This window comes from Dethiosulfatarculus sandiegensis (assembly GCF_000931935.2).
Taxonomy (GTDB): Bacteria; Desulfobacterota; Desulfarculia; order Desulfarculales; family Desulfarculaceae; genus Dethiosulfatarculus; species Dethiosulfatarculus sandiegensis.
In genome coordinates, this window is the sequence record NZ_AZAC01000035.1 from 17,638 (window position 1) to 41,551 (window position 23,914).

A 23,914-nucleotide genomic window follows, 5' to 3' on the forward strand; every position below is an offset into this window, starting at 1 on the left:
TTTTTGGGGTTTTTATAAATGGTTTCAGATAAGCCATTGGAATGAAGTAGTTTTGGCTGTGTGACTTGGGTGACCGCCATCGGCTTGCCCAGGAGTCTTTCTCGGATTGGCTCTTTTGGTCGGGGAAGGAATCAGGCTTTGAACATTTTGGAATTTTTTCCGGCCAAAATGCGTCACGTTGCCAAGGTCATCTTGGTCTAATTACGTTTCTGGAGGCAAGACATGGTTCGTCAAGCTTGGGTTGCCGGCCAGTTCTATCCGGGCAACGCCAGTGAACTTAGCCGGATGTTGCGAGGTTTTTTGTCTATCAGCGAAAAAGCCCGCCCGGCTCATATGATAGTCAGCCCTCATGCCGGGTATGTTTATTCTGGAGCGGTGGCAGGCAAGGTCATCTCCAGTGTGAAGATACCGCGTAAGGTGGTGGTGGTGGGCCCAAACCATCGGGGCATGGGCAGCCCGGCCGCCATCATGTCCCGAGGCGCCTGGGAGACCCCCTTGGGCCTGGTTAAGCTGGATGAAGATTTGGGCACTATCCTGAAAAGCCATTGTCCCTTGCTGCGCGAGGATAAAACCGCCCATGCCATGGAACATTCCCTTGAGGTGCAGGTCCCTTTTTTGCAATATTTGAGGGACGATCTGCTTTTAACTCCAATCTGCCTTTCCATTTTGGAATGGAAACATTGCCAGGATCTGGGCATGGCCTTGGCCAGGGCTGTCAAGGAAGCCGGTGAGCCGGTCCTCTTGCTGGCCAGTACGGACATGACCCATTACGAACCGGCCGAGGTTGCAAAAGAAAAAGACCAAAAGGCCCTGGATAGGATTATGGCTCTGGACCCCCAAGGCCTTTACGAAGTGGTCAGGAAAGCCCGCATTTCCATGTGCGGGGTGTTGCCCACAACCGTATGCCTGGTCGCTTCCCTGGAATTGGGCGCCAAAGAGGCGCGGCTTTTGGAATACACCAATAGTGGAGCTGTGAACAACGACTACAGACAGGTGGTTGGCTATGCCGGGGTGGTGGTCAGCTGAGCATTGTTACAACGCTTAGTTGTTAACGGGCCTGCTCCTTTAAATTGGCGGCAGGCCTTTTCATTATCTTTAAAATGCGGTTGCTAACCCCGGGGGTGACTAACCGGGAGGGGCGAGAGGTTTTTTCTTAAAAAACCATGAGCGGCCCGGTAAAAGAAAAAATAAAACTTTAACCCCACCGGGTTGATCCATTGGTCCCAGAGCAGGTGATAAATCCAGCTTAAGGTGAGGCATATTGCCCAATCTGTTCCTGAAAAATGCCATAATAACAGGGCTGCGATAGGGATCCATTCCCAGGAATGAAGAAACAGCATCAGGTAGGGGGTGTCGTGATTAAAGTGCTTTTCAAAAAAATCATGAACCCCGGCTTTTTTACCTCTCCAGAGAAGGTAATCGGGCAGATGGTCAACGTCTATCAATATGCTGAAGGCCATGCCGGTAAGGGAAGGCCATAACTTCCCGCTGGCCAGATAGAGAGTAAGCCCCAGGGGAACGGATGCGGCTAGGTGCCCGCTTGGTTTCATGAGTTGTTTTTCCCTGATGAAATTTGGCTGTAAAACAGTTACCACTGTATATGGCAATGACCCGGCCTTTTGACAAGGCCTAAACTATTTTGGAACCTGGTTTGCCTTTGGGCGAGAAGGTTAGGATGTTCCTTGCGCCAAGGAGCACCTTTTACAGCCGGGGAAAAGGGCGTATACTTTTTAAAAACGATTCAGTACTGGAAAGCCGTTGAATTGGGGAACCTTTTGAATTTACAGCCTGCCAATGAAAGGGTGGCCGCACTTTTAGCCAAGCAAAAGGCGGTGCGGAAGCTCATAGCCTTTATCACCACTCGGGTGGAGATGGATATCCACCCCATATTTGAAGAGGCTATTGCAAAAACCAGTCACGCCCTCAACGCTCCCATGGCATGTCTGCATTTATCTGATGAAGAAAACGGCAAGCTGAACCTGCTTTATTCTCTGGGCCTCAATGCTTTTCATAAAAAGGCCCTTAACACTCTTTCTCTGGATGGGGTCTCCCCTCCGGCCCGCACCCATGCGGCCGAAAAACCGGTTTTATATTTTGGTGATCAGGCCCCGGCCGGTTTGGCGGCCATGGCCTCGGCCCCCATCAAAGGCGGCGATTTCCCTGTGGGGGCCATCAGCGTTATGTGGCCCCAGGGACGGGAAGTTCCAGAAGATGAAGACCGTTCTGACTTTATGCTGATTATGGGCAGGCTGGTGGGGCTGGCCGTGGATCATGCAGGCCTGGTCAATGGGCTTTTGGACAACTTAAACGAAATGACCAAGATCAAGACCGAGGCGGAACGCTACGCCCAGGAGCTGGATCAGACCAATCGCCAGTTGGTGCAGGCCAACAGCCGTCTGGAAGAACTCTCCCGGACAGACGGCCTCACCGGTCTATTCAACCACCTTTTCATACACCAACGCTTGCAAGAGGAAATTTTGAGGGCCGAGCGCCAGGGGCATCCCCTTACCGTGCTCATGGCTGACCTGGATCATTTTAAAAGGGTTAATGACCAGCTTGGACACCAGGTGGGGGATGAGGCCTTACGTTTTTTTTCCCGAATCCTGTTGGAAAATTTGCGCCGGGTGGACGCCGTGGGTCGTTACGGAGGCGAGGAGTTTCTGGTTATCTTGGTGGATTGTGATCTTGAATCCGGGATAATGGTCGCCCAGAAATTGCGCAAAAAAGTGGAATCGGGTTCCAATACTCCGCCTTTTGACCCCATGGGCGGGTTTACCGTGAGCATGGGGGCAGCCCAATGGAACCTGGGACAAAAGGCCAAGGAATTGATAGCCTTGGCTGATGACGCCTTGTATGAAGCCAAAAGGGGGGGGCGTAACAAGGTGCGGGCGGCTCATAAGAAGTCCCCGGCTCAGAGCGAATCCGTACCCGAGGACCGCAGAGCGAGTAAAGCCTGATCTTGCCTGGCCAGTGGATGGGTGTGAGAAAGGCTGACGCCAATTCAGCCTCCCAATGGGGCGGAACCTGTCCCCAAGGATGGTTGGCCTTGATTGCAATGCAGCCTGCCGTTCCTGCAGGTTGAGTTTTCCTGAAAAACTATTCGTAATAGTTAGCTGAACAAGGCACAACTGCGCCTTGCCGGATGCCGCCCCGGTTTGCTCGGACCCGCCCGGCTTAAGAACCGGTTAATTAGAGAATTTCAGGTCTTATTCGGGAGGGGTGTCGTCTTTTTTTTCTTTTTTACCCAGGTAGACAATGTAAAAGGATAGTGCCAGCGATCCGCCGACGATAAGGTAGAAGGTCCAATCCATGCGGTCTCTCCTGTATGAAAAATCAGGCCTCTTCATTGTTGGAAACTGAAATATAGTAACACCTATGGTCTTTAAGGGGCAAGGCGGGTCTGTATTCTTTTGCTGATTCGGGGCCTTTGTGGAGGAAATGTTAAAATTATTATTTAATATTAAATAGTTAAATTTTTTTAACGTAAGCTTTAATTCTAACGGGACCAGAATTGGCACCCCAGAAAACGGTGTTTTTTGGGGACCCCGGGTCAGCACCCCTAAAAACCTGCGATTTTTGGGGACTCCAGGTGAAAGCCTACCGAATCGTGACTCTGAAAGCGGTGTAACTAGTAAAAGTTGGGGAATGACGCTTTTGCAAGTCCGGATAGCAAAGAGGGGCGGAATTCTGCTGCAACGATCTTGGTTTGCATATAAAAGCTTGCTTGCCATACTTCAAGCCGTTAAAAAGCCGTAGGGGAACCACCAGCCAAGGTGGTTTTCATATAGGCGCTTTCCTTTGCCTGAAGGGATTACCCATGGAGAATAATCTTTGCGCCTCCTTTGAGGTGGGACTGAATCTTTTAAAAGATTTTATCAGCGATAAAAATGAGATGTCCAAGGTGGAAGAGGTGGCTGCAAGGTTGGCCCTTGCCTATCGACAGGGGTGCAAGACGCTTATCTGCGGTAACGGGGGAAGTGCTTGCGACGCCATGCATTTTGCCGAGGAACTCACCGGCAAGTTCAGAAAGCCCAGGCCTGCCCTGCCTGCTTTGGCCCTTACGGATCCGGGCCATCTCACCTGTGTGGGTAATGACTATGGCTATGATATGGTCTTTGCCCGCGGGGTTGAGGCCCACGGTAAAAGGGGCGATTTTCTGATTGCCTTGAGCACCAGTGGGAACTCAGCCAATGTGGTCAAGGCGGTGGAAGCAGCCACGGAAAAGGGCATGGAGGTTGTTTCTTTCTTAGGCGGAGACGGCGGCGTCTTGGCTGACATGCCGGGGACCAAGTTCATAATCAAGGCGGCCACTTCAGACAGAATCCAGGAACTGCATATGATGATCCTGCATATCCTTATCGAAGGAGTGGAGCGCAGGCTGTTTCCGGAAAATTATAAGTAGTTTAAAGAACAATAGGTTGAATTGAGAAACCCCTGCAGGCGTTCGGCCCGCAGGGGTTTTTATCCCGGCTTTTAAAAAAATCAGGCTTCAGGGGCGAGATCCAATGACACCAGGGATTCACGGGCGATCTGGGCGCTGTCCGGATCTGTGGCGTTTTGCACCACAGTGCGGTAGATATCCGCCGCAGCCTGCTTGTCGCCCTTGGCCGCCAACACTCTGGCCTGAGCCAGCTCATAGGTTGTCTTTTCATTGGGTCCTGAGATGCGGGCGGCATCGGCATAGGCGTCTTTGGCCTCTGTATATTTTTCCTGACCTTCCAGGCTTAAACCCAGTCCGTGCAGGGCAAAGGGCATGAATTCGGCAGGCAGATCGGGCTCTTCGGAAAGTTCTGTGAACAGCTTTTGGCTTTCAGCCCATTTTCCCTGCTCCAAAAGCAGGTTGCCCAAGGCCAGCCTGCCTTGTATCCCCGCGGGAGTGGCTCCATATTCCTTGGTAATGGTACCCAGGGCTTTTTCAGCCTCGGCCAGTTTGGCAGGAGTCTTTTCACCAAAAACCACATTCATGTACTGCTGAAAGGCCGGTGAAAGGGCATTGGCAGCCGCATGCACCCTATAGTCCAGATAGGTTTGAATACCCACCACCAGGGCGATCGCCGCCACCAGCCCGCCCAGGGTGATATAGAATTTCTTTTGGTTTTCCCGCACCCACTTGACGGCGCGCTCGCTGAATGTCTGAAACTCATCGGGTTTTCTCAGCAGTTCCTTGCGGTTAATTTTGGCCATGGATATTCACCTTATCATCATTTGTTCAACAAACCGGCTGCCATGGCGCCGGCCCCCAAAAGTGGGGCTTGTTCTCCTAATTCAGCCTGTATCAAGCCTATACCAGAAATTTCAACCAGGCGCATTCTGCGAGCCAATTCTCTTTTAGTTTCCTGTTCCATCTGGGGCCAGGCCAGGCTCAGGCCGCCGCCCAAAACAAAGAGATCCAACCCCAGTGCGGAAACCAGAATAGATACGGCCCTGCCCAGGGCAATGCCCGCCATTTTTAAAAGGTCCCGGGCCAGGGAGTCTCCCAGTCTGGCGGCCTGGGTTATCAGCTCCACGGAGTCGCCGGGCTTAAGCGCGGTATGCCTGCCCTGACTGATCCCCTCCCTTAGCATACCGGTGAGGCCCACACTGGAGGCATAGGCCTCCAGGCAGCCCCTGCAACCACAGGCGCAACGCCTGCCGTTGGGCTCCACCACCATATGTCCGATCTCTCCGGCCAAACCCAACGGGCCTTTGAGCAACATTTCCTGCATGATTATGCCCCCGCCCACCCCGGTGCCCAGGGTGAGGCAGGCCATGGAATCGACGTCTTTACCCGCTCCGTGGGTGAATTCTCCCAGGGCGTGGAGGTTGGCGTCGTTCTCCACTGCCGTGGGCAGATCAAACATTTCGGAAAGGGCCCGGGCCCAGTTTTGACCGGCAAAGGAAGGCAGATTGGTGCAGGTGCTAAAGGAAACGCCGTCTCTGGCCGGCACGCCCGGCATACCCAAACCGACCGCCTTGATGGTAATCCCCTGATCCTTGAGTTTATCCAACAGGTTTTGGACGGTGAGGCCGAGTCTTTTTAGCCAGTCCTGGGGTCCGCAGGCCGGGAGGGTGGCAAAACAAAGGCTGTCAATAACCTTGTCGGCTTTGACCAACCCCACTCGAGTATTGGTGCCCCCCGCATCTATAGCCAGATAGGCTTCCACTTTTTTGCCTTTTTTTGCCTGAATCAAAATCAAGATTACCAGGCTCGGCCCGAAGCCGGACCTTACCATTTTTCTAAACGTACAGTCTACCACAACAAAGGGGGAACTGGTTATTCCGGCAAAGGTTTTATAGCTCGAAAATTATCGTTTTTTCAGCTCGATCAATTGAGCGGCCAGGGCATATGGGTATGAGCGGGCAAAGGGCCTTGGAAACCCCCGCCTTTGATTGGGCAGAAACCTCGACAAGGCTGATTTAAGGGGTGCTCAGGTATTAGCGCCCTTGCTTAAGAGCCCGGCCATAACCAACGGGTTAAGACCTGATCATATTTATAAGGAAATTGGTTTCCAGACATGGACCTGGGGTGGGGTTCTCGGTTATATTGGGGATTGGGAGAAATTTCCGGTGAATTGGGCGTTCTTGCTGCAAGGAAGGGATAAATTTAATGTCAGCTGTTTGGTATTTGGCGATAAACGGGGCCAGTGAGGGGCCTTTTTCTGAGCAGGATCTCAAGGCCCGGCTGGATTCCGGGCAGATTACCTCTGATTTTTTGGTTTACGGCCCCGGCTTAAGCCAGTGGACGCCCATGAAGGATGTGACCCCCCTGGGTGGAATCCTGAGGGGAGAATCCCCGCCGCCGCCGCCCTCGCCGGGGGCCGGTGCGGATGAGATCGATTACCGCATCATCGGCCAGGAGATGCAGTTTGTGGAGGTTGAGCTGGATCCGGGTGAGAGCGCCGTGGCCGAGGCTGGGGCAATGCTCTACATGACTTCCGAGATCCAGATGGAGACGATTTTCGGCGACGGCCGAGCCAACCAGGGCGGCGGTTTCATGGATAAGCTCTTGGGTGCGGGCAAGAGGCTCATCACCGGCGAGGGGCTTTTCATGACGGTTTTCACCCATGGGGGCAGCTCACCCAAACAGACCGTGGGTTTTGCCGCGCCTTATGCAGGCAAGATAATACCCCTGCATCTGGATGAACTCGGCGGGGAGATCGTTTGCCAAAAGGATTCCTTTTTGTGCGCAGCCCGGGGCGTGGCCCTGGAGATAGCTTTCCAAAAGAAGATCGGAGCCGGTCTGTTCGGCGGCGAGGGCTTTATCATGCAGCGCCTTTTGGGCGACGGCATAGCCTTTGTACACGCAGGCGGCACCATTTTTGAGATGGATTTGAAGCCTGGCGAGAAAATCAGGGTGGACACCGGCTGCCTGGTGGCCCTGCAACCTTCGGTGAATTATGACGTGGAATTCACAGGCGGCATTAAAACCGCCTTTTTCGGCGGGGAAGGGCTTTTCTTTGCCACCTTGACCGGACCGGGGCATGTATGGCTGCAATCCTTGCCCTTGAGCCGTCTGGCCGACCGCATCTACGCCGCGGCTCCCCAGGGCGGGGGCAAGCAGGTGGGAGAAGGCTCGGTACTGGGCGGAGCCTTGGGCACCTTTTTCAGCGATGATTGATGCCTAAAGCTTGGTTGATATGGAAATCCCCGGTCCATCGGGCCGGGGATTTCCTCTATAAAGACGTGTTTTTTTGTTTTCAGGAATCCAATCCCGGCAGGGTGATGCTGGTGCAGGAGTTGGAGCCCGCACAGCTCCGGTTTTCCACCTGTACGCCGCCTCCCTGGTTGCTTGGGCCGGAGGAGGAGCCGTTCACCACGGAACTGCAGGTGCTCATCACCCTGGTGATCTCCTCACTTTTACAGGCAGGGCAGACCACCTCTATCATGTCACCTTGCCCCATGGCCAGATGTTCAAAGACCAGGGCGCATTTTTCGCAACGAAATTCATATATAGGCATTGAGTTGTCCTCCTGTGGGCCTGTTCAAATTCTTGTGATCTGAAAGTCTAACCCTTAGTCGCCAAATAGGCAACCTTGACTATTGACAAGAAAAGCCTTTAGGGTCAAGCCATAAAGAAACCAAAAAGACCCTGGCAACTAACCCGGATAAGGAACATAACCCGCTTTGGGAAAGGATATTGCAAGTGAACTGGAAAGTGGCCACCTTTAACGCCAACAGCATTCGCGCCCGCCTACCCATAATCCTGGACTGGCTGGAAACAAACCAGCCCGATTTGTTGTGCATCCAGGAAACCAAGGTGCAGGACAAGGATTTCCCCCAAGATCCCTTGGCCGAGGCGGGTTGGAAATCCTATTTTTGGGGGCAGAAATCCTATAACGGGGTGGCTGTGCTGAGCCGCGAGGAGCCGGAAGAGGTTCGGAAAAACTTTCCGGACGGATCTGATGAAGACCAAGCCAGGCTGATCGCAGTCAAAACCAAGGGGGTGTGGGTGGTTAACACCTATGTACCCCAGGGCAGGGACCCGGAGAACCCGGCCTTTGCCTATAAACTTGATTTCTTCGATCGTATGGCCAAATGGTTCGAGGCTGAGTTCTCTCCGCAAAAACCCTTGCTTTGGCTGGGGGACTTAAACGTGGCGCCAGAGCCCATTGACGTATATGACCCGGTCAAGCTGGACGGCAGGGTTTGCTTTCACCCCAAGGACCGGGGAGCCCTGAAAAAGATTATGGAATGGGGTTTTACAGATCTTTTCCGCAAGTATCACCCAGATGAGGAGCTTTTTACCTTTTGGGATTATCGCGCCCGAACAGCCCTGGAAAGAAACCACGGCTGGCGCATTGACCATCTTTTGGCCACCGAACCCCTGGCCAAGGCCTGCAAAAACACCTGGGTGGATATCGAGCCACGCAAAAGGGAAAAACCTTCGGATCATACTTTTTTGGTGGGTGAGTTTGACCTGCCGGAAGAGTTTTAAGATATTTATAATCCCCCTTGGTCTCGTTGGGGCAAGGGGGATTAATAATTATTTGTTCACCACCCAGCCCACAGCGGTGAAGTGGTAGAAATCCTCCACCGCCTCACTGGCGTTCAGCAAAAGCCTGCCCTTGTCCCGCATTTCGGTTATCTCCTGGTCCGAGGGGATAACCGTGGTGGGGTCTGCCAGGGAACGGCCCGTTGCCCTTATATGCTCCCTGAAGTCATAGCTCATTTTTCTGGAGCAGGGTTTCAGCGCTCCCTTTAAGGCGGGTATTGGCTCCGGGATATATTTTTCGGTGATGATAAGGGGGCGGCCGGGCTTCAAGACCCTCAACATTTCGGCCAGACCGGCCAGGCTGGTGCTTGCGTCTGCGTTATCCAGCACACCCAGGCAGTAGACAGCGTCAAATTCATTATCCATGACCGGGATGTTGGTCATGTTTCCCTTGCAGAAACTTAAGGTCTCACTTTCGAGTGATCGGTCAAAACCGTCTACTCCCAGGTTGGGGTTTCTGGGGTCGTTCACCGAGTAAAGGTCAAGGCCCTTTACCAGAAAGTCCCTCTGGGACAGATCGACCATGAACTGGTTTTTGGCGCAGCCCACATCCAGGATCCTGTCGCCAGGTCCCAAACCGGCATCCATCAGGCGCAGATAACACCAGGGATATTCCCATTGCCTGGTGCTGAAGGGCAAAGGAAGGCCTGAGAGGGGCAATCCCCTTTTGTAAAAACCATAGGTCTCCTGTATGGTGGCTATCCCAAACATCCGGCCTCCTGATCATGGTTTAGCTAACGGGCATGGGTTGTGAGTTTTGCCCAAGGCCGTTTAAAAGCTTGTTGTGAATATTGTCAAATCCTCCGTTACTCATTATAAGGCAGAGGTCGCCGGGTTTAAGCTCTTTTAACAGGGCTGTTAAGAGTTCCTCAGTATGGGCGAAGGCGTTGGCCTGAATTCCTTTGTCTCTAAGGCTCTGGGCTAATATTTCGGAAGAAAAACGTTTTTCCGGGGCCAAGGATTCCGTGTCCGGCGGCTCCCGCAAGAATACCAGGTCTGCCTGGTCAAAGGCCCCGGCATATTCTTTTTGAAAAATATTCTGTTTGCTGGTGTTGGTGCGGGGCTCAAAGACCGCAACCAGTCTGCCCGCGGCAGGGGGCCAGCCGGGCAGGCCGAACTGTTTGACCGCTTTTACGGTTTCCCTTACCGCGGTGGGGTGATGGGCAAAGTCATCCACCACCATGACACCCTTGGCCTTGCCCCTGACCTCCTGGCGTCTTTTCACTCCGCCGAATTTCGACAAGCCTTTGGAGATTTGGCCCAGGGGCAGCCCGGCTGCGCTGAGCGCCGCGATTACGGCCAGGGCGTTTAAGGCGTTGTGCTCCCCGGCCAGGGGGCTCATAACCTCAAGCTCCCGGTCTTGGGGGGTGATGACGACCATATCCGCACCGCCGTTTCCATTAGGCTCAAGTGAGGCCAGGCGCCAGTCGGACCTGGGAGAAAGTCCATAGGACCAGACCTTGCATTTGGCCCTTGCCGCCCTGGTCATCACCTCCGGCGAGTCCGCCCAGGAAATCAGGGCTCCCTTGGCCGGAATCAGGCTTGCAAACTGGTCAAAGGCCTTTTTAACGGCCGCAAAGTCCTGATAAATATCCGCATGGTCGAACTCGCAGCTGCTCAAGATGCCTATGCCGGGGCGGTAGTGCACAAACTTGGGGCGTTTGTCAAAAAAGGCAGTGTCATATTCATCGCCTTCAGTCACAAAGAAGCCGCCTTCGCCTTCTACAAAATTGCGGCCTGTGCGGGCCATGATGCCGCCGACCATAAAACCGGTTTTTTGGCCGCAGGCCTCCAGGGTCTCGGCCAAAAGGGCGGTGGTGGTGGTTTTGCCGTGGGTGCCGGCTGCCACCAGAGACACCCGGTCCCTGATAAAGAAGTCGGAAACGGCCTGGGGCAGGGAAAGGTAGGGAATATTCATCCCGGCCAGGGCCTGGGCCTCGGGATTTTCCTTTCTGATCACATTGCCCACAATAACCAGGTCCGGCCTTGGTTCAAGGTTGGCCGGGTCATAGCCCTGGGCAACGGATATGCCCTTTTCAGCCAGAAAATCACTCATCGGCGGATAAAGGGGCCGGTCCGAACCTGTGATGGTGAAGCCCTTTTGCTTGAGCCCCGCAGCCAGGGCCCCCATTGCCACCCCGCCGATGCCCATGAGATGAATGTGATTTATATTTCCGCGGGCTGTATTAAGTTTAGGCTCCAGATCCTTCATAGTTTTCCCATTCGATCCAGGTCCTGCCAGGCCCTGGTGTGCAGTTCATGTCTAAATGAGCGCATGGTCTCAATATCCGTGCCGGTTTCCAGGCGGTTGGTCAAAAGGATGATGCCGCTTGCCTTTTCCGGTTGCCACCAGAAACTTGTGCCGGTGAAGCCAAGATGCCCCACCACTCCCTGTGGGGCCCTGCCTGCTGCGCTTGTTTCACCGCTTGGGGTGTCAAAACCCATAGTGCGGGTGGAGCCCGGTGTGGCCGTATCTTGCGCCAAAAGCTCTTGGGTGAGGCCTTGGGGCCAGGGGCCCCGGCCCTCAAGCGAGCTGCTCAAGGCCAGAAGCGGTCCGGCCACCTGTTCAAGGGAGCCGAAAAGGCCGGCATGGCCCGCCACGCCGCCAAGGGCATGGGCATTGCCGTCATGCACCTGCGCCAAGGCCGGACCCCCGGTCTCCAGCTCTCCACTCGGCGCTGTTTGAGCGAAGATTTCGGGCGAAACCTGATCAAAAGGCAGATAAAACGGGGCCTTGATGCCCTTGGATTGGTAAAGATCAGCCACTGCCCGGTTAAGGGGGTTTGCAGTGAGATCTTCCAGCAGAAGCCCCAGAAGCATGTATCCCAGGTCGCTGTAAACGCTTTTTTCGCTTGGTCCATACTCCAGGGGGTCGTTTAGTATCATGGCCTTCAAAAGGCCTTTTCTGGCGGGAAAAGGCGATTTTGCGAGCACTGTGTAAAATTTGTGATGGGCTGCAAAACCGGCGCTGTGGGTCAGGATCTGCCTGATGGTCAAGGGCTTTTTATCAGAGGGCAGGGTGTCTCCCCAGATCTGCTCCAGGGTCACCTGCCAGTTGATTTTATCTGCACTGCCAAGCTCCAGGGCCAGGAGTCCGCAGGCCAGGGGCTTGGTTAGTGAAGCCAGATCATAGATCGTATCCGGCCGGGCAGAGCCCAGGCTCCGGCTAAAGAGTTCCCGCCCATTACCCCAGATGCTTATGCCCAGGTGGGTGGCCAGTTTATGATCATGCGCGTTTTGTAAAAGGGAAAAAACTTCCCGCCAGTCAGCCAATATCCACTCCAGGTGTAAAGATGCCGGTCTGACCATCCAATAGGGCCTGGGCCCCCACAGGCACGGGCATATTCTCTGAACCGTGGCCAAAGGGAAGCCCTATGACCACAGGCATATTGAGTTTTTCAAGATTTTTCACAACCGCTTTTCTGCGATGTACGGCGTCTTTACCCTTGCCTCCCAACTGACCCATGGCCACACCGCACACCTTCTTAAAAATTCCGGCCAGGTTGAGTTGAGTCAAAAGCCGGTCCAGGCGGTAGGCTGGTTCGCCCCTGTCTTCCAGGAAAAGGATTTTACCCTCCAGGTCCGGGAACCAGGGAGTGCCCAAAAGATGGCAGATCATCGTCAGGTTGCCGCCGAAAAGAGGAGCCTTTACCTGCCCGCTTGTCAGAGCCTCTCCGCTTAAGGTCATGGGCCAGGGCGGCCTTCCCTGGATAAGATCGGTCATGGCCTTGAAGCTGGCCCGGTCCAGGTTCGGCAGTTGGGTCAGGACCGGCCCGTGCACTGTAATCAGCCCGTGATCAGCCAAGGGCAAAAGGAGGCAGGTTATATCCGAGAACCCCACCAATAAGCGCCCGGATGCGGCAAGGGCGTCCAGGTCCAAAAGGGGCAGCAGCCTGCTGGCCCCGAACCCTCCGCGTACACAGAGCACCATATCCAGGCCGGGCTGGGTCATGACCTTGGTCAGGTGGGCGGCCCGGCTATGATCATCTCCCGCCAGGTAGCCCTCTTTTCTCAAAACCGGCTGATCCAGGCGCAGCCGGGCCTGGGAAAGGATACCGGCCAGGGACTTGAGGCCGTTTTCAAAGCGTTCCCTGGGAAAACTGCCCGAGGGAGCGGCCAGGGCCAAGGGATATTTACCTTGGGGCCAGTCCGGCTGGCGCGGGGTTGTCATTGGTTGCGCTGATAGAGGATGCGCAGGCCTTCCAGGGTCAGAAGCTGGTCAACCTCTTCTATGGCTTGAGATTGGGAGGCGATCAAGGGAGCCAGACCGCCGGTGGCGATCACCTTGCACTTGATCCCCCGCTCCCGGTTAATGGCTTGAACCAGCCCGTCCACCAGGCCGGCATAACCATACACAATGCCCGCATTCATGGAGGATATGGTGTCCTTGGCAACCACACTGGTGGGGCATTTGAAGATCTCCACCCTCGGCAGTTTGCTGGCCCTTTGGAAAAGGGCTTCGCAGGAGATCATTATCCCCGGCACAATGGCTCCGCCCAGATATTGGCCCTGGGCGGAAATGCAGTCAAAAGTGGTGGCTGTGCCGAAATCCACCACTATCATATCCTGTTTGTAACGCTCAAAAGCGGCCACAGCGTTGACAATGCGGTCCGCGCCCACCTCTTTGGGGTTTTCATAGAGTATGGGCATGCCGGTTTTAATGCCCGGGCCAACGAAAAGGGGCTTGGTTTTGAAATAGCGCTGGCACAGGTTGATGAATGTGTTGTTCACCGGCGGGACCACGCTGGAGATGATCACCCCCTGGATGGATTCTATGGAATAGGGGCTTGAGGCGAAAAGATTTATCAAAAGCACTCCCAGCTCATCGCTGGTCCGCTCCCGGTTGGTGTGCAGCCGCCAATGCGCCTGGAGTTCGTTATCCCTGTAAATTCCCAGAACAGAGTGGGTGTTGCCAATGTCTATCACCAAAAGCATTTGAGGCCTCACTTTTCCCGGCCAAGGGCGTCTTGGGCAACTTGCTTCAGGGCCTCGGCTGCTTTTTTCATTTTATCATCATCCTGGGCTTCCACCATTATTCGCAAAAGCAGTTCCGTGCCTGAATAGCGCACCAGGATCCTGCCAGTATCACCCAGTATTTCTTCCTGCTGAGCAATAGCCTTTTGCAGGGCCGGCACCTGGCTGATGGCTTTTCTTTCCTTAACCGGCAGGTTCAGCAGGATCTGGGGGATACTGGGCATTATCTTTTTGAGCTCACTCAAGGGCTTTCCGGTTTCGATCATTACCTTTAGCACCATAATAGCGCTTAAGATGCCGTCTCCGGTGGTGTTTTTATCCAGGAAGAGAAGATGCCCGCTTTGCTCGCCGCCCAGGCAGGCCCCGGTCTGGCGCATGGCCTCAACCACATAACGGTCGCCGACCTTGGTGCGCAAGAGTTTTATGCCTCTCTCCCTGAGGCACATCTCCAGCCCCAGGTTGGACATGACCGTGCCGACCACCGTCTGTTTGGCCAGGGCGCCTCGGTTGGACATGTATTCGGCGGAGATGGCCATTATCTGGTCTCCGTCGATCAGCTCGCCTTTTTCATCGACCATGATCAGGCGGTCGCCGTCACCGTCAAAGGCGAGCCCCAGGTCCGCCTCACCGGCCCGCACCATCTCCTGGAGTTTTTCCGGGTAGAGAGATCCCACTCCCTGGTTGATGTTGGTGCCGTCCGGATTCACTCCCAGAAGTTTAAGCTGAGCCCCCAGTTCACTGAATACGGCCGGGGCGATTTTATAGGTGGCGCCGTTGGCGCAATCAACCGCCAGCCTCACGCCGTCCAGGGTGTGCTCCTCTGGAAACGCGTTTTTCAAAAGGGATATATAGCGCCCTGAGGCATCTTCTATGCGCTTGGCCTTGCCCAGTTTGGCAGAGGCGTTATGGGATTCGCAGTGGTTTTGGCACACCGCCTGGAGAGCAAATTTTCCGACCAGGGACTCCTGTTCGTCAGGCAGCTTGAAGCCGTCGTGGCCAAACACCTTGATGCCGTTGTCGTAATAGGGATTGTGGCTGGCGCTTATAACAATACCTGCGTTCGCCCTCATGCTTCTGGTTATAAATGCAATGCCCGGAGTGGGCAACGGTCCCACCAGCAGTACATCCACGCCGGCGGAGAGAATCCCGGCAACCAATGCGTTTTCGAACATATAGCCGCTTAAGCGGGTGTCTTTACCGATTACGATCTGGTTAAGAGCCTTACCGTTTTTCACGGTTTTAGCCACTCCCTGGCCTATGGCCATGGCCATTTCCACGGTCATTGGATAGACATTGGCTCGGCCTCTGACTCCATCGGTTCCAAAAACTTTTGTGGGTAAATCCATTCGCTCTGATCTCTTTTGAAATATCTGGTTTTAGTTTTTATGAAAAACCTTAAATTGTCCGGTTTTGTCTTTATTCCCGCCTGTGCAGGGCATTTTTGTTTCATCCCCTTTGGCAGAATTTTTCTTGATAAGAAAAAGTTGCTTATAAAGGGGAAGGGTCTTTTTTGAAAGCCTTGTGAGTTCTTGTTTGTGTCTGTTCTGGCTACCGGCAGAGCAACTCGGTCACAGGCGTCCACTAGAGGATGAATCCATCGGCAAATGTATCAAATACCTGCTGCTTTGGGCCAGGTTTTGTTTAAAGTTTTTTCTCCCCAAACACACGGTCGGAAAGGTTCTGATTTTATTTTTATGACTGAGGGCTGTCCAGTGTTTGGTCGGATTCCGGGGAGGTCTTGATTTGAACGGCCCGGATTTTGATGGTTGCCTCCACAGAAGCGGGGTCCACTCCCAGAGCCAGTCCGGGGGGGAGACGCAGATTGGCGTTAAAAACTTTGTTCTGTTTCATGTTAGTCACATCGATGGGAACCGTCCATATCCAATCCAGGTTTTGCACATCCTCCTTGTTGCCGAAGATTGTGACCTTGTCCGGCTTGAAGGTGACTTCTTCCAGTTCATATCCGGGAGCGGGTTTGCCTTTTATCTTGGGATGCACCGACACCTGCCTGGTGTCCCTGGGGGCCAGGATTACGGTGAATGAGGCCGGGCTTATATGCTTGGCTACAACTCCGGCAGGCAGTTTCAGCTCTCTGGGCACCACCTGGAAGACATGCTCACCGGTTTTCATGCCTGAGAGGTCAACCGTTTTGGAAAGATGTTCATCCATCACGCGCCGGACCAGACTGCGGGGGCCGCTGACCCTGACCTTGACTTCGCTTACCACATTGCCGTCGACCACAGTGCCCTTGGGTATGTTGGTCAGCTCCACCGGTACGATCAGTGCTATTTCGGCCTGTTCCTGGCCCACCACAAATACCCACATGGAAAGGGCCAAAACAAGGGCCAAAAGTTTTAAAGACCAATTTTTACTCAGACGTTTCAGCACTTTTCGGCCTCGATATAAACCATTTCGGGGGTTTTTTTTGCTTTTCCCCAATGAGTTGGGTTAGATGGTCGCGCAGGGCGGAGGCCTCCAGATCCTGCTTCAATTCTCCGCTCACGGCCAGGCTCACCCTTCCTCTTTCCTCGCTTATCACAATACAGACGGCATCTGTTTCCTGGCTCAGTCCCAAAGCCGCCCTGTGCCGGGTGCCGAGATGCCTCGGCAGTTGCAGGCTGGCCGCCAGGGGGAGTACGCAACGGGCCGCTTCTATTTTGTCCCGGCTGATCACCACCGCGCCGTCGTGCAGCGGACCGGAGGTCTGGAAAAGCTGCACCAGAAGATCCCGGCTGACATCTGCGTTTATATCCACTCCAGAACCGGTATAGTCGGCCAGTCCTATCTGGCGCTCCATCACGATCAATCCACCGGTCATACGGGTGGCCAGATTTACCGAGGCCCTCACCACTTCTTCGATGGTTGATTTGTGGTCTATATTTGAGCCAAAAAACGAACCGGTGCCTATATTGGCCAGGGCCCGTCTTATGTCTGACTGGAAAAGAATAATTACAACAAGTATCAGGGAGGAAAGGAAAGAATTGATGAGCCAGCCGATGGTGTAAAGGCCGAGTTGCTTGCTGACCACCAGCATGACCAGGACCACGCCCAAGCCTAAAAGCATGTGCATGGCCCTGGTTCCCCGGACCATTAAAATGACCTGGTATACAACGAAGGTGACCAAGGCGATGTCGGCCACATCCTGCCAGCGCATTTGGCTTAGAAGGGCAATCACCTCGCTCATGGATCACCTCACCTCGCTGCCATTACCGCATCTGTGACGCAAAGGGCCTCTGACACGGGCGCCGGATCGTGGACCCGGACAATGGCCGCTCCCATGGCTGCTCCCAAGACATGCACACCCAATGTTCCCCAGAGTCTTTCCTCCGGAGGGCGGCCGGTGAGGTGTCCGATAAAGGTTTTGCGGCTGGCTCCCAAAAGTAAGGGATAGCCCAGGGAACACAGTTCGTCCAGATGGCGCAGAAGCAAAAGGTTATGCTCAAGGGATTTGCCAAAGCCGATGCCCGGATCGATTATGATCCGTTCCTTGGCCACCCCGGCTTCAAGGGCTGCTTGAGCCCGGTCCAAAAGGTATTCCTTAACCTCGGCCACCACGTCACCGTAATGGGGGTCTTTCTGCATGGTGCGGGGTGTGCCCTGCATATGCATCAATACCAGCCCGGCTTCGGTCTCGGCGGCCAGGGAAAGCATCTCCGGGTCGCCTTGACCCGCAGTTATATCATTTATGATATGAGCGCCGTTTTCAATGGCCTTGGCCGCCACCTCGGCCTTGAAGGTGTCTATGCTCAAAAGCGCCTTTGATTTCTCAGCCAGGGAGCGTATCACCGGAACCACCCGGTCCGTTTCATCCTTGGCGCTGACCGGTTCGGCCCCGGGCCTGGTGGACTCTCCGCCGATATCCAGGATGCCGGTTTGCTGCGCTTCCATGGTCAGGCCCTGCTCCACTGCCTTCTCGGTGTTAAAGAACAGGCCGCCATCGGAAAAGGAATCAGGGGTGACGTTCAGCACCCCCATGATTACTGTCTTTGCACCCAGAGTCATCACCCGCTGGTGAGGCAGTTCAATTTGAATCTCAGGCCTCCGGGGTGTTGTCCACATCATTTCCCTCTGTCTTGGTTTCTTCCGGAGTATTTGGTTGGGCTTCTTCCTGGATGGCTTCTTTGGTCTCGGAAAAAGTCCTGGCCTTGGTCTGGGCATTGCTTTTCTGATTGTTGGGCGGCAGGGGTTCACCCTTTATCAGGGCCTCGACATCCTTGGCGTCCAGGGTCTCCCTTTCCAGAAGGGCCTGGGCCATGTTTTCCAGGATCTCGCGGTTTTCCTTGAGGATACTCCGGGCATTTTCATAGGCTTCGCTGACCAGGCGTCTCACCTCATGATCAATGTCCTGGGCTGTCTCTTCGGAGTAATCCCTGTGCTGGCTGATCTCGCGGCCCAGGAATATCTGCTCATCCTGCTTGGCAAAGCTCATGGGGCCCATGGCTTCGCTCATGCCCCATTCGCAGACCATCTTGCGAGCAAGCTGACTGGCCCTTTCGATGTCATTTCCCGCCCCGGTGGTCAGGGTGTCCAGGGCGATTTCCTCGGCCACCCGGCCGCCCATAAGAACCGCCAGGTTGCCCAAGAGGTAATCTTTGGGATAGGTGTGACGGTCATCCACCGGTAATTGCTGGGTAAGGCCGAGAGCCCTGCCCCTGGGAATGATGGTGACCTTGTGGACCGGGTCGGTGCCGGGGGTCATTCTGGCTACCAGGGCGTGACCCGCCTCGTGATAAGCGGTGGTTTTCTTTTCTTCATCGCTTATGATGAGGCTTCTGCGCTCCGTTCCCATCATGACCTTGTCTTTGGCCTGCTCAAAGTCCACATGTTCAATGGAGTCTTTGTTGTCCCTCGCCGCGATCAAGGCGGCTTCGTTTACCATGTTTTCAAGGTCCGCACCACTGAATCCGGGGGTGCCCCTGGCCAGAACGGCCAGATCCACGTCCGGGTTCAAGGGGGTGCGCCTGGTGTGCACTTCCAGGATGGCCTCGCGGCCCTTTACGTCCGGAGTGGGAACCACCACCTGGCGGTCAAAACGGCCGGGGCGTAAGAGCGCCGGGTCCAGAACGTCGGGCCGGTTGGTGGCCGAGATCAGAATCACGCCTTCGTTGGATTCAAATCCGTCCATTTCAACCAGAAGCTGGTTCAGAGTCTGCTCCCGCTCGTCATGGCCGCCGCCCAAACCGGCTCCGCGGTGACGCCCCACAGCGTCGATTTCGTCTATGAATATGATGCAGGGAGCGTTTTTCTTGCCCTGGTTGAACAGGTCGCGAACCCTGCTGGCGCCGACGCCGACAAACATCTCCACAAAATCCGAACCGCTGATGCTGAAAAAGGGAACTCCGGCTTCACCGGCAATGGCTCTGGCCAAAAGGGTTTTGCCTGTGCCAGGGCCTCCCACCAAAAGCACGCCTTTGGGGATACGGCCGCCCAAGCGGGTGAAACGCTTGGGATCGCGTAAAAATTCAACTATTTCGGCAAGTTCTTCCTTGGCTTCTTCGACGCCGGCCACATCCGCAAAGGTGACTTTCTTGCCGTCGGGCTCGGTCTGCAGCCTGGCCCGGCTTTTTCCGAAGCTCATGGCCTTGCCGCCGCCCATCTGCATTTGTCGCATAAAGAAGATCCACACTCCGATCAAAAGGAGCATGGGGAACCAACTAACCAGCACCGTCATATACCAGGGCGAATCATCGGCGGGTTTGGCGGATATCTGCACGCCCTTTTCCCGCAGGATTTTGATCATGTCCACATCTTCTGGCGCATAGGTGTGAAACTGTTTGCCCGGGCCCATGTTGCCGCTGACATCTTGACCTTGGATGACCACTTTGGTGACCTCACCCTGCTCTACGGCTGAGAGGAAGTCTGAATAACTCATGGCATCCACATTTCGGCCCGGCCTTTGAAACATATTGAAAAGCAGGACCATCATCAGGCTGATCACCAGCCAAAGCGCAAGGTTCTTATACAGGGGGTTCAAGTGTTTTCTCCCCGATTACGGGTTGTTAGAATGAATTGATACCCTTAGCCAGGGTCATGGTTATCAAATAGCATAGTATAGGGTCCCTGGCCGGGGGTGTCAATGAGTCTAAGGGATAAGCCTCGGCTTTCTCCCTCTTTTCTCCTAGTTTTTTCGGCCACCGACCAGGGCGCGGCCCAGATTATTCCGTTTTGGCCTTCAATTACCACTGTTCTGGTCCGGTGCCAATGGGGCAGTTTCAAATCTTGCAGAAAACGGGCCAACTTTTTAGACCCCGGCGCTCCCAAAGCCTGAAACCTGTCCCCGGGCTTCGGCGGCCTTACGGTTAACGGCCATTGAACGGCTGACCGGGGCACCCAGGCCGAGTCTCCTCTGGCAGTGAGTCGGCCTTGATACTCCGCCGGTTTCAATATCAGGGTTTTTTTCAGGTGAGGCAGATTCAGGCACCCCGGTCCGTGGAACCGGGTGGTGAAGTCATGGGGCCGGGACTGACTGTCCAGGCGCATGAGGTCCGGCTCCAGGGCGGCCCAAATCCCTCGGGGGAGGTCCAGTTTGCGCCCTGCTTTACCTTGCAAAAGATCGGTGAGCATCTCCACGTAGGCAGCCGGCAGGCCTTGGTTGAGATCAGCCGTTTGGGCCAGGGCCAGGCGCAAAACCCTTCTTAACTGGGCCTGATGCAGGTTTTTAAGCCATTTCAGGGGAAGTTCCAGGCTGGTCCCGTTTTTACGCACATGCTTAACAAACTGTTCTTGCCCCCATTTAAGCCAAAAATCCTCTTCCTGCTGGCAGATCAGGGCCAACCTGCCCATGGCCTCAACCGCCTTGGGGTTGACCAGATCGGATGCCAGGGGAATTATATGGTTCCTAACCCGGTTGCGCAGGAAGCGATCCTCCAGGTTGGTCTGGTCCAAGCGCCATTTTTGGCCCACTTTTTTCAGGTAGCCTTCCAGATCTTTTCTGGTCAAGTGTAGACAGGGACGCCACAAAAGGCCGTTGTTGGCCCTGATGCCGGCCAGGCCGGTGGGGCCGGTGCCGGTCAATATCCTGGTAAGAAGGGTCTCGGCCTGGTCATCGGCCGTGTGCCCCAGGGCAATGGCCTTGGCCTTCACCTCTTTGGCCAGTTCAAAAAGGGCTTTGAGCCTGGCTGTACGGGCTGCTTCCTCCAAAGAACGGCCTTGGGACTTGACCTTTACTTTTATCAATTCAAAGTCAAGCCCCAACTCCCGGGCCAGGCGCTTTACAAAAAGTGCGTCTTCTGAAGATTCTTTTCTCAGCCCGTGGTCAATGTGAGCCACTATGATTTTCCACCCCTTTTGGGCGGCGGATTTCTTTAAAAGACGCAAAAGTGCGACGGAGTCGCTGCCCCCGCTGACTGCGGCCAGAATGACGCCGGACTCCGGGAAAATACCGGAAGCAAGGCAGGGGCCGGTCTTGGCCTCCTTGGCCTTGACTCGTTTGTTCAGGCCGTATAAGCTCAAATTAGGTAGGTTTTTCCCTGGACGTTTGATCATGATTAAAGCCAAAATAGTTTCAGTTAATATTAGCACTCAAAAGGGTGTGCGCAAACAGCCTGTGCCCCAGGTGGAGCTTAAGCCTGCTCATGGAGTCATAGGAGACGCCCATGCAGGAGAGTGGCACAGGCAGGTCTCCCTTTTGGCCGAAGAATCCATTGATTCGATGCGAAAAAAAGGCCTGGATGTAAAACCGGGCGATTTCGCCGAAAATATAACCACCAGCGGACTTAGGCTACATACCATGTCGGTGGGAACCAGGTTGTTCTTGGGAGACGTGGAGGTTGAGCTGACCCAAATCGGCAAGGAGTGCCACAAAGGCTGCGCCATAAGGGAACAGGCCGGGGACTGTGTCATGCCCAGGGAGGGGGTCTTTGTTAAGGTCCTTCAGCCGGGCATAGTGCGTCCCGGGGATGAGATTCGCTTGGCGTAAGCCGCATTAAAGGGGGTTTAGCTTGGGCGAAGTGCAGCGATTAAGCGGCGAGGGCTGCGCCTTTTTTCAGCGCGGCCGCTGCACCGGCACAAAGGGCATTAAGTCTCCCGCAGATGCCAAATGCACCCTTTTGGATGCCCGCCGAAAGGTGGGCGCCCGCACCCTGGACCGTTTGGAGAGGATCAAGCGTCTGGCCAATGCCAAGGACCGGGAAGTCGCCCGTCGGCATGTGATTCAAAAGAACCTTGAAGCTATCAGCGGTATAACCTGCCCTAATTTTGTGCCCAGCAGCGGAGCTGGTTCCATCTGCTGGCACCAGCATCTGGTCTATTGCCTGCTGAAGCTGCCCGAGTGCCAGGGGCGCTGTATCAAATATATTCGCTCAGCCGCTCTGTCTCACTCGGCCCAAAGGAGTGTTTAGTGAAACAATCCCTCACCTGCCCCCAGTGCGGGGGCCGGGTGGAGAAGTATAGAAATCCCTTCCCCACCGTGGATATCATCATAGAAATTTCCGAAGGCCGAAAAAGTAAGGGCATTGTCCTGATTGAGAGGCAAAATCCGCCCCATGGCTGGGCCTTGCCCGGCGGATTTGTGGATTACGCGGAGAGCACCGAGACTGCGGCCCGGCGCGAGGCCTTGGAGGAAACCGGGCTTTCGGTTGAGCTCAAGTCCCTTTTGGGAGTCTATTCAAGACCAGATCGGGATCCCCGTTTCCACACCCTCACAACGGTTTACGCAGCTAGGGCCCAAGGAAGCCCCAAGGCGGGCAGTGATGCGGATAAGGCCCGGGTTTTTGATCCCAAGGACCTGCCCGAGCCGATTTGTTTTGACCACGCCCAAATCATAGAACATTACTTGGCCTGGAAAAGGGGGGAAAGAAGCGCCGCCCCTTGTCAGGAATGAGCCTGAATTGTTTCGGGGCAAGGAGTTTATGCAAAATGACCGATGACCGTGAACTCACTTTGGAAGAAAAAAAAGAACTGCTTGAATTGGCCAGGGCCACGGTTGAAAACGCAGTAAAAGGCCTTGCTGAAAAAAAACCGCAAAGCAAGCTTGCCGGACTTGCCTTTAAAAGGGGAGCCTTTGTCACCCTGAACAGAAACGGCAGACTCAGAGGCTGCATCGGGAATTTTGTCTCTGAAGATTCTCTTTTGGAGACGGTTAAGGATATGGCGATCTCCGCGGCACAAAGAGACCCCAGGTTCCCGCCGGTTGCGCCCTATGAGCTGGATGACCTCGAGTTTGAAATAAGCGTGCTCTCCCCCTTGAAAGAGACCGGCGATCCTCTGCAAATAGAGGTCGGCAAACACGGAATTTTTCTGGTTAGCCCCATGGGAAGGGGTGTGTTGCTGCCTCAGGTGGCCACGGAATACGGTTGGGACAGGGAGGAATTTTTGGATCAGACCTGTTTCAAGGCCGGACTACCCAAAGGCGCCTGGAAAGAGCCCCAGACCAGGATATTTATCTTCTCGGCCCAGGTCTTCGGAGAAAAAGACCTGGGCGAATAGACTTCAGGTGCGGTTTTTTTTAAATTTTTTTTCCAGGCGTTTTTTGAGAAGAGGGTATTTTGCAGCCAGGCAGTCCCTGACCAGTCTGGGAACCAGCCCGTTGATATCCCCTCCCAAGGCGGCGGCTTCCTTGATTATGGTGGAGCTTACATAGAACCACTTGTAATCGGTCATTAAAAAAACAGACTGAACCTTGCGGTTGAGTTTGCGGTTCATGAGCGCCAGCTGGAATTCATATTCAAAGTCGCTTAACGCCCTTAATCCCCTGAGGATAACATTGCTGTCCTGGGTGGGGACATAATCCACCAGAAGGCCGTTGAAGGTGTCGACCCTCAGGCCTTTCATATGCATCTGGTCAATTGTGCGATGGATCATCTCCATGCGTTCTTCGATGGTGAATAGGCACTTTTTTTCCGGATTTATGGCAACTGCCACCACAACTTCGTCGAAAATCTCCAAGCCTCGTTTGATAATCGAGACATGGCCGTTGGTAATGGGGTCGAATGAGCCGGGGTAAATCGCCCGCTTCATGAATAATCCTTT

Annotated in this window: 25 protein-coding genes; 9 read left to right on the top strand and 16 right to left on the bottom strand. The window is 54.5% G+C overall.

Going from position 1 to position 23,914, the window contains the following annotated elements; translation table 11 throughout:
* The first annotated feature begins 222 nt into the window (after positions 1 to 222).
* Positions 223 to 1,026, top strand: coding sequence for an AmmeMemoRadiSam system protein B (gene amrB / locus X474_RS18990; protein ID WP_044351174.1), 804 nt, complete (start codon positions 223 to 225; stop codon positions 1,024 to 1,026).
* A gap of 83 nt (positions 1,027 to 1,109) precedes the next feature.
* Here the strand turns inward: amrB and X474_RS18995 are convergent, their stop codons facing one another.
* Positions 1,110 to 1,550 (bottom strand): hypothetical protein, encoded by a 441-nt coding sequence (locus tag X474_RS18995; RefSeq protein WP_044351176.1) that lies wholly within the window; start codon positions 1,548 to 1,550, stop codon positions 1,110 to 1,112.
* Between the two features lie 132 nt (positions 1,551 to 1,682).
* Here X474_RS18995 and X474_RS19000 point away from each other — a divergent pair, with 132 nt between their 5' ends.
* Both X474_RS19000 and X474_RS19005 read left to right on the top strand, forming a co-directional pair.
* Positions 1,683 to 2,957 (top strand): sensor domain-containing diguanylate cyclase, encoded by a 1,275-nt coding sequence (locus X474_RS19000; protein WP_052515411.1) that lies wholly within the window; start codon positions 1,683 to 1,685, stop codon positions 2,955 to 2,957.
* A gap of 860 nt (positions 2,958 to 3,817) precedes the next feature.
* The gene (locus tag X474_RS19005) at positions 3,818 to 4,402 is read left to right on the top strand and encodes a D-sedoheptulose-7-phosphate isomerase (RefSeq protein ID WP_044351177.1); all 585 of its coding nucleotides are present in this window, start codon (positions 3,818 to 3,820) and stop codon (positions 4,400 to 4,402) included.
* Between the two features lie 80 nt (positions 4,403 to 4,482).
* Here the strand turns inward: X474_RS19005 and X474_RS19010 are convergent, their stop codons facing one another.
* Positions 4,483 to 5,184: a tetratricopeptide repeat protein gene (locus X474_RS19010; protein ID WP_044351178.1), complete on the bottom strand. Its 702-nt coding sequence runs from the start codon at positions 5,182 to 5,184 to the stop codon at positions 4,483 to 4,485.
* A gap of 17 nt (positions 5,185 to 5,201) precedes the next feature.
* Positions 5,202 to 6,143 (bottom strand): ROK family protein, encoded by a 942-nt coding sequence (locus tag X474_RS19015; RefSeq protein ID WP_197282191.1) that lies wholly within the window; start codon positions 6,141 to 6,143, stop codon positions 5,202 to 5,204.
* 443 nt (positions 6,144 to 6,586) lie between these two features.
* On the opposite strand from X474_RS19015, the gene X474_RS19020 reads away from it, so the two are divergent.
* The gene (locus X474_RS19020; protein ID WP_044351179.1) at positions 6,587 to 7,597 is read left to right on the top strand and encodes a TIGR00266 family protein; all 1,011 of its coding nucleotides are present in this window, start codon (positions 6,587 to 6,589) and stop codon (positions 7,595 to 7,597) included.
* 79 nt (positions 7,598 to 7,676) lie between these two features.
* On the opposite strand, the gene X474_RS19025 is transcribed toward X474_RS19020, so the two are convergent.
* On the bottom strand, positions 7,677 to 7,937 hold the full coding sequence (locus tag X474_RS19025; protein WP_044351180.1) for an FmdB family zinc ribbon protein: 261 nt from the start codon (positions 7,935 to 7,937) through the stop codon (positions 7,677 to 7,679).
* Between the two features lie 185 nt (positions 7,938 to 8,122).
* Here X474_RS19025 and xth point away from each other — a divergent pair, with 185 nt between their 5' ends.
* Positions 8,123 to 8,914: an exodeoxyribonuclease III gene (gene xth, locus X474_RS19030; RefSeq protein WP_044351182.1), complete on the top strand. Its 792-nt coding sequence runs from the start codon at positions 8,123 to 8,125 to the stop codon at positions 8,912 to 8,914.
* 48 nt (positions 8,915 to 8,962) lie between these two features.
* Here the strand turns inward: xth and X474_RS19035 are convergent, their stop codons facing one another.
* The 11 genes from X474_RS19035 to tilS form a co-directional block, all read right to left on the bottom strand.
* A complete protein-coding gene (locus X474_RS19035; RefSeq protein WP_044351183.1) occupies positions 8,963 to 9,682 on the bottom strand; it encodes a class I SAM-dependent methyltransferase in 720 nt (239 codons plus the stop codon).
* A 19-nt stretch (positions 9,683 to 9,701) separates the two neighbouring features.
* Entirely contained in the window at positions 9,702 to 11,183 is a 1,482-nt protein-coding gene (locus X474_RS19040; RefSeq protein WP_044351184.1) for a UDP-N-acetylmuramate--L-alanine ligase, read from the bottom strand.
* On the bottom strand, positions 11,180 to 12,244 hold the full coding sequence (locus X474_RS19045; RefSeq protein ID WP_044351185.1) for a serine hydrolase domain-containing protein: 1,065 nt from the start codon (positions 12,242 to 12,244) through the stop codon (positions 11,180 to 11,182). Before X474_RS19045 ends, X474_RS19040 begins: the two co-directional genes overlap by 4 nt.
* Positions 12,237 to 13,142, bottom strand: a complete 906-nt coding sequence (locus tag X474_RS19050) for a S66 peptidase family protein (protein ID WP_044351186.1) — start codon at positions 13,140 to 13,142, stop codon at positions 12,237 to 12,239. The genes X474_RS19045 and X474_RS19050 overlap by 8 nt, the downstream gene beginning before the upstream one ends.
* Positions 13,139 to 13,906, bottom strand: a complete 768-nt coding sequence (locus X474_RS19055; protein ID WP_044351187.1) for a type III pantothenate kinase — start codon at positions 13,904 to 13,906, stop codon at positions 13,139 to 13,141. The genes X474_RS19050 and X474_RS19055 overlap by 4 nt, the downstream gene beginning before the upstream one ends.
* Positions 13,907 to 13,914: 8 nt before the next feature.
* Positions 13,915 to 15,291, bottom strand: a complete 1,377-nt coding sequence (gene glmM, locus X474_RS19060) for a phosphoglucosamine mutase (protein ID WP_044351188.1) — start codon at positions 15,289 to 15,291, stop codon at positions 13,915 to 13,917.
* A 346-nt stretch (positions 15,292 to 15,637) separates the two neighbouring features.
* The gene (locus X474_RS26305) at positions 15,638 to 16,333 is read right to left on the bottom strand and encodes a CdaR family protein (RefSeq protein WP_044351189.1); all 696 of its coding nucleotides are present in this window, start codon (positions 16,331 to 16,333) and stop codon (positions 15,638 to 15,640) included.
* Positions 16,314 to 17,129, bottom strand: coding sequence for a diadenylate cyclase CdaA (cdaA, locus tag X474_RS19070; RefSeq protein ID WP_044351190.1), 816 nt, complete (start codon positions 17,127 to 17,129; stop codon positions 16,314 to 16,316). Before cdaA ends, X474_RS26305 begins: the two co-directional genes overlap by 20 nt.
* A gap of 8 nt (positions 17,130 to 17,137) precedes the next feature.
* Entirely contained in the window at positions 17,138 to 18,007 is an 870-nt protein-coding gene (gene folP, locus X474_RS19075; protein ID WP_231688352.1) for a dihydropteroate synthase, read from the bottom strand.
* Complete coding sequence (gene ftsH / locus X474_RS19080) at positions 17,979 to 19,919, bottom strand: ATP-dependent zinc metalloprotease FtsH (protein ID WP_082464503.1); 1,941 nt, start codon at positions 19,917 to 19,919, stop codon at positions 17,979 to 17,981. The genes folP and ftsH overlap by 29 nt, the downstream gene beginning before the upstream one ends.
* Positions 19,920 to 19,963: 44 nt before the next feature.
* The gene (gene tilS, locus X474_RS19085; RefSeq protein ID WP_082464504.1) at positions 19,964 to 21,430 is read right to left on the bottom strand and encodes a tRNA lysidine(34) synthetase TilS; all 1,467 of its coding nucleotides are present in this window, start codon (positions 21,428 to 21,430) and stop codon (positions 19,964 to 19,966) included.
* A 1-nt stretch (position 21,431) separates the two neighbouring features.
* On the opposite strand from tilS, the gene X474_RS19090 reads away from it, so the two are divergent.
* Genes X474_RS19090 through amrA form a run of 4 tightly spaced genes read left to right on the top strand, consistent with a single transcriptional unit; the run spans position 21,432 to position 23,371 of the window.
* Positions 21,432 to 21,863, top strand: a complete 432-nt coding sequence (locus X474_RS19090; protein ID WP_044351220.1) for an MOSC domain-containing protein — start codon at positions 21,432 to 21,434, stop codon at positions 21,861 to 21,863.
* Positions 21,864 to 21,885: 22 nt separating this feature from the next.
* The gene (locus X474_RS19095) at positions 21,886 to 22,284 is read left to right on the top strand and encodes a hypothetical protein (protein ID WP_044351192.1); all 399 of its coding nucleotides are present in this window, start codon (positions 21,886 to 21,888) and stop codon (positions 22,282 to 22,284) included.
* Positions 22,284 to 22,766, top strand: coding sequence for an NUDIX domain-containing protein (locus X474_RS19100; RefSeq protein WP_044351193.1), 483 nt, complete (start codon positions 22,284 to 22,286; stop codon positions 22,764 to 22,766). Before X474_RS19095 ends, X474_RS19100 begins: the two co-directional genes overlap by 1 nt.
* A 35-nt stretch (positions 22,767 to 22,801) precedes the next feature.
* On the top strand, positions 22,802 to 23,371 hold the full coding sequence (amrA, locus tag X474_RS19105; RefSeq protein WP_044351194.1) for an AmmeMemoRadiSam system protein A: 570 nt from the start codon (positions 22,802 to 22,804) through the stop codon (positions 23,369 to 23,371).
* 3 nt (positions 23,372 to 23,374) lie between these two features.
* On the opposite strand, the gene coaD is transcribed toward amrA, so the two are convergent.
* Entirely contained in the window at positions 23,375 to 23,902 is a 528-nt protein-coding gene (gene coaD, locus X474_RS19110; RefSeq protein WP_044351195.1) for a pantetheine-phosphate adenylyltransferase, read from the bottom strand.
* Positions 23,903 to 23,914: the final 12 nt, after the last annotated feature.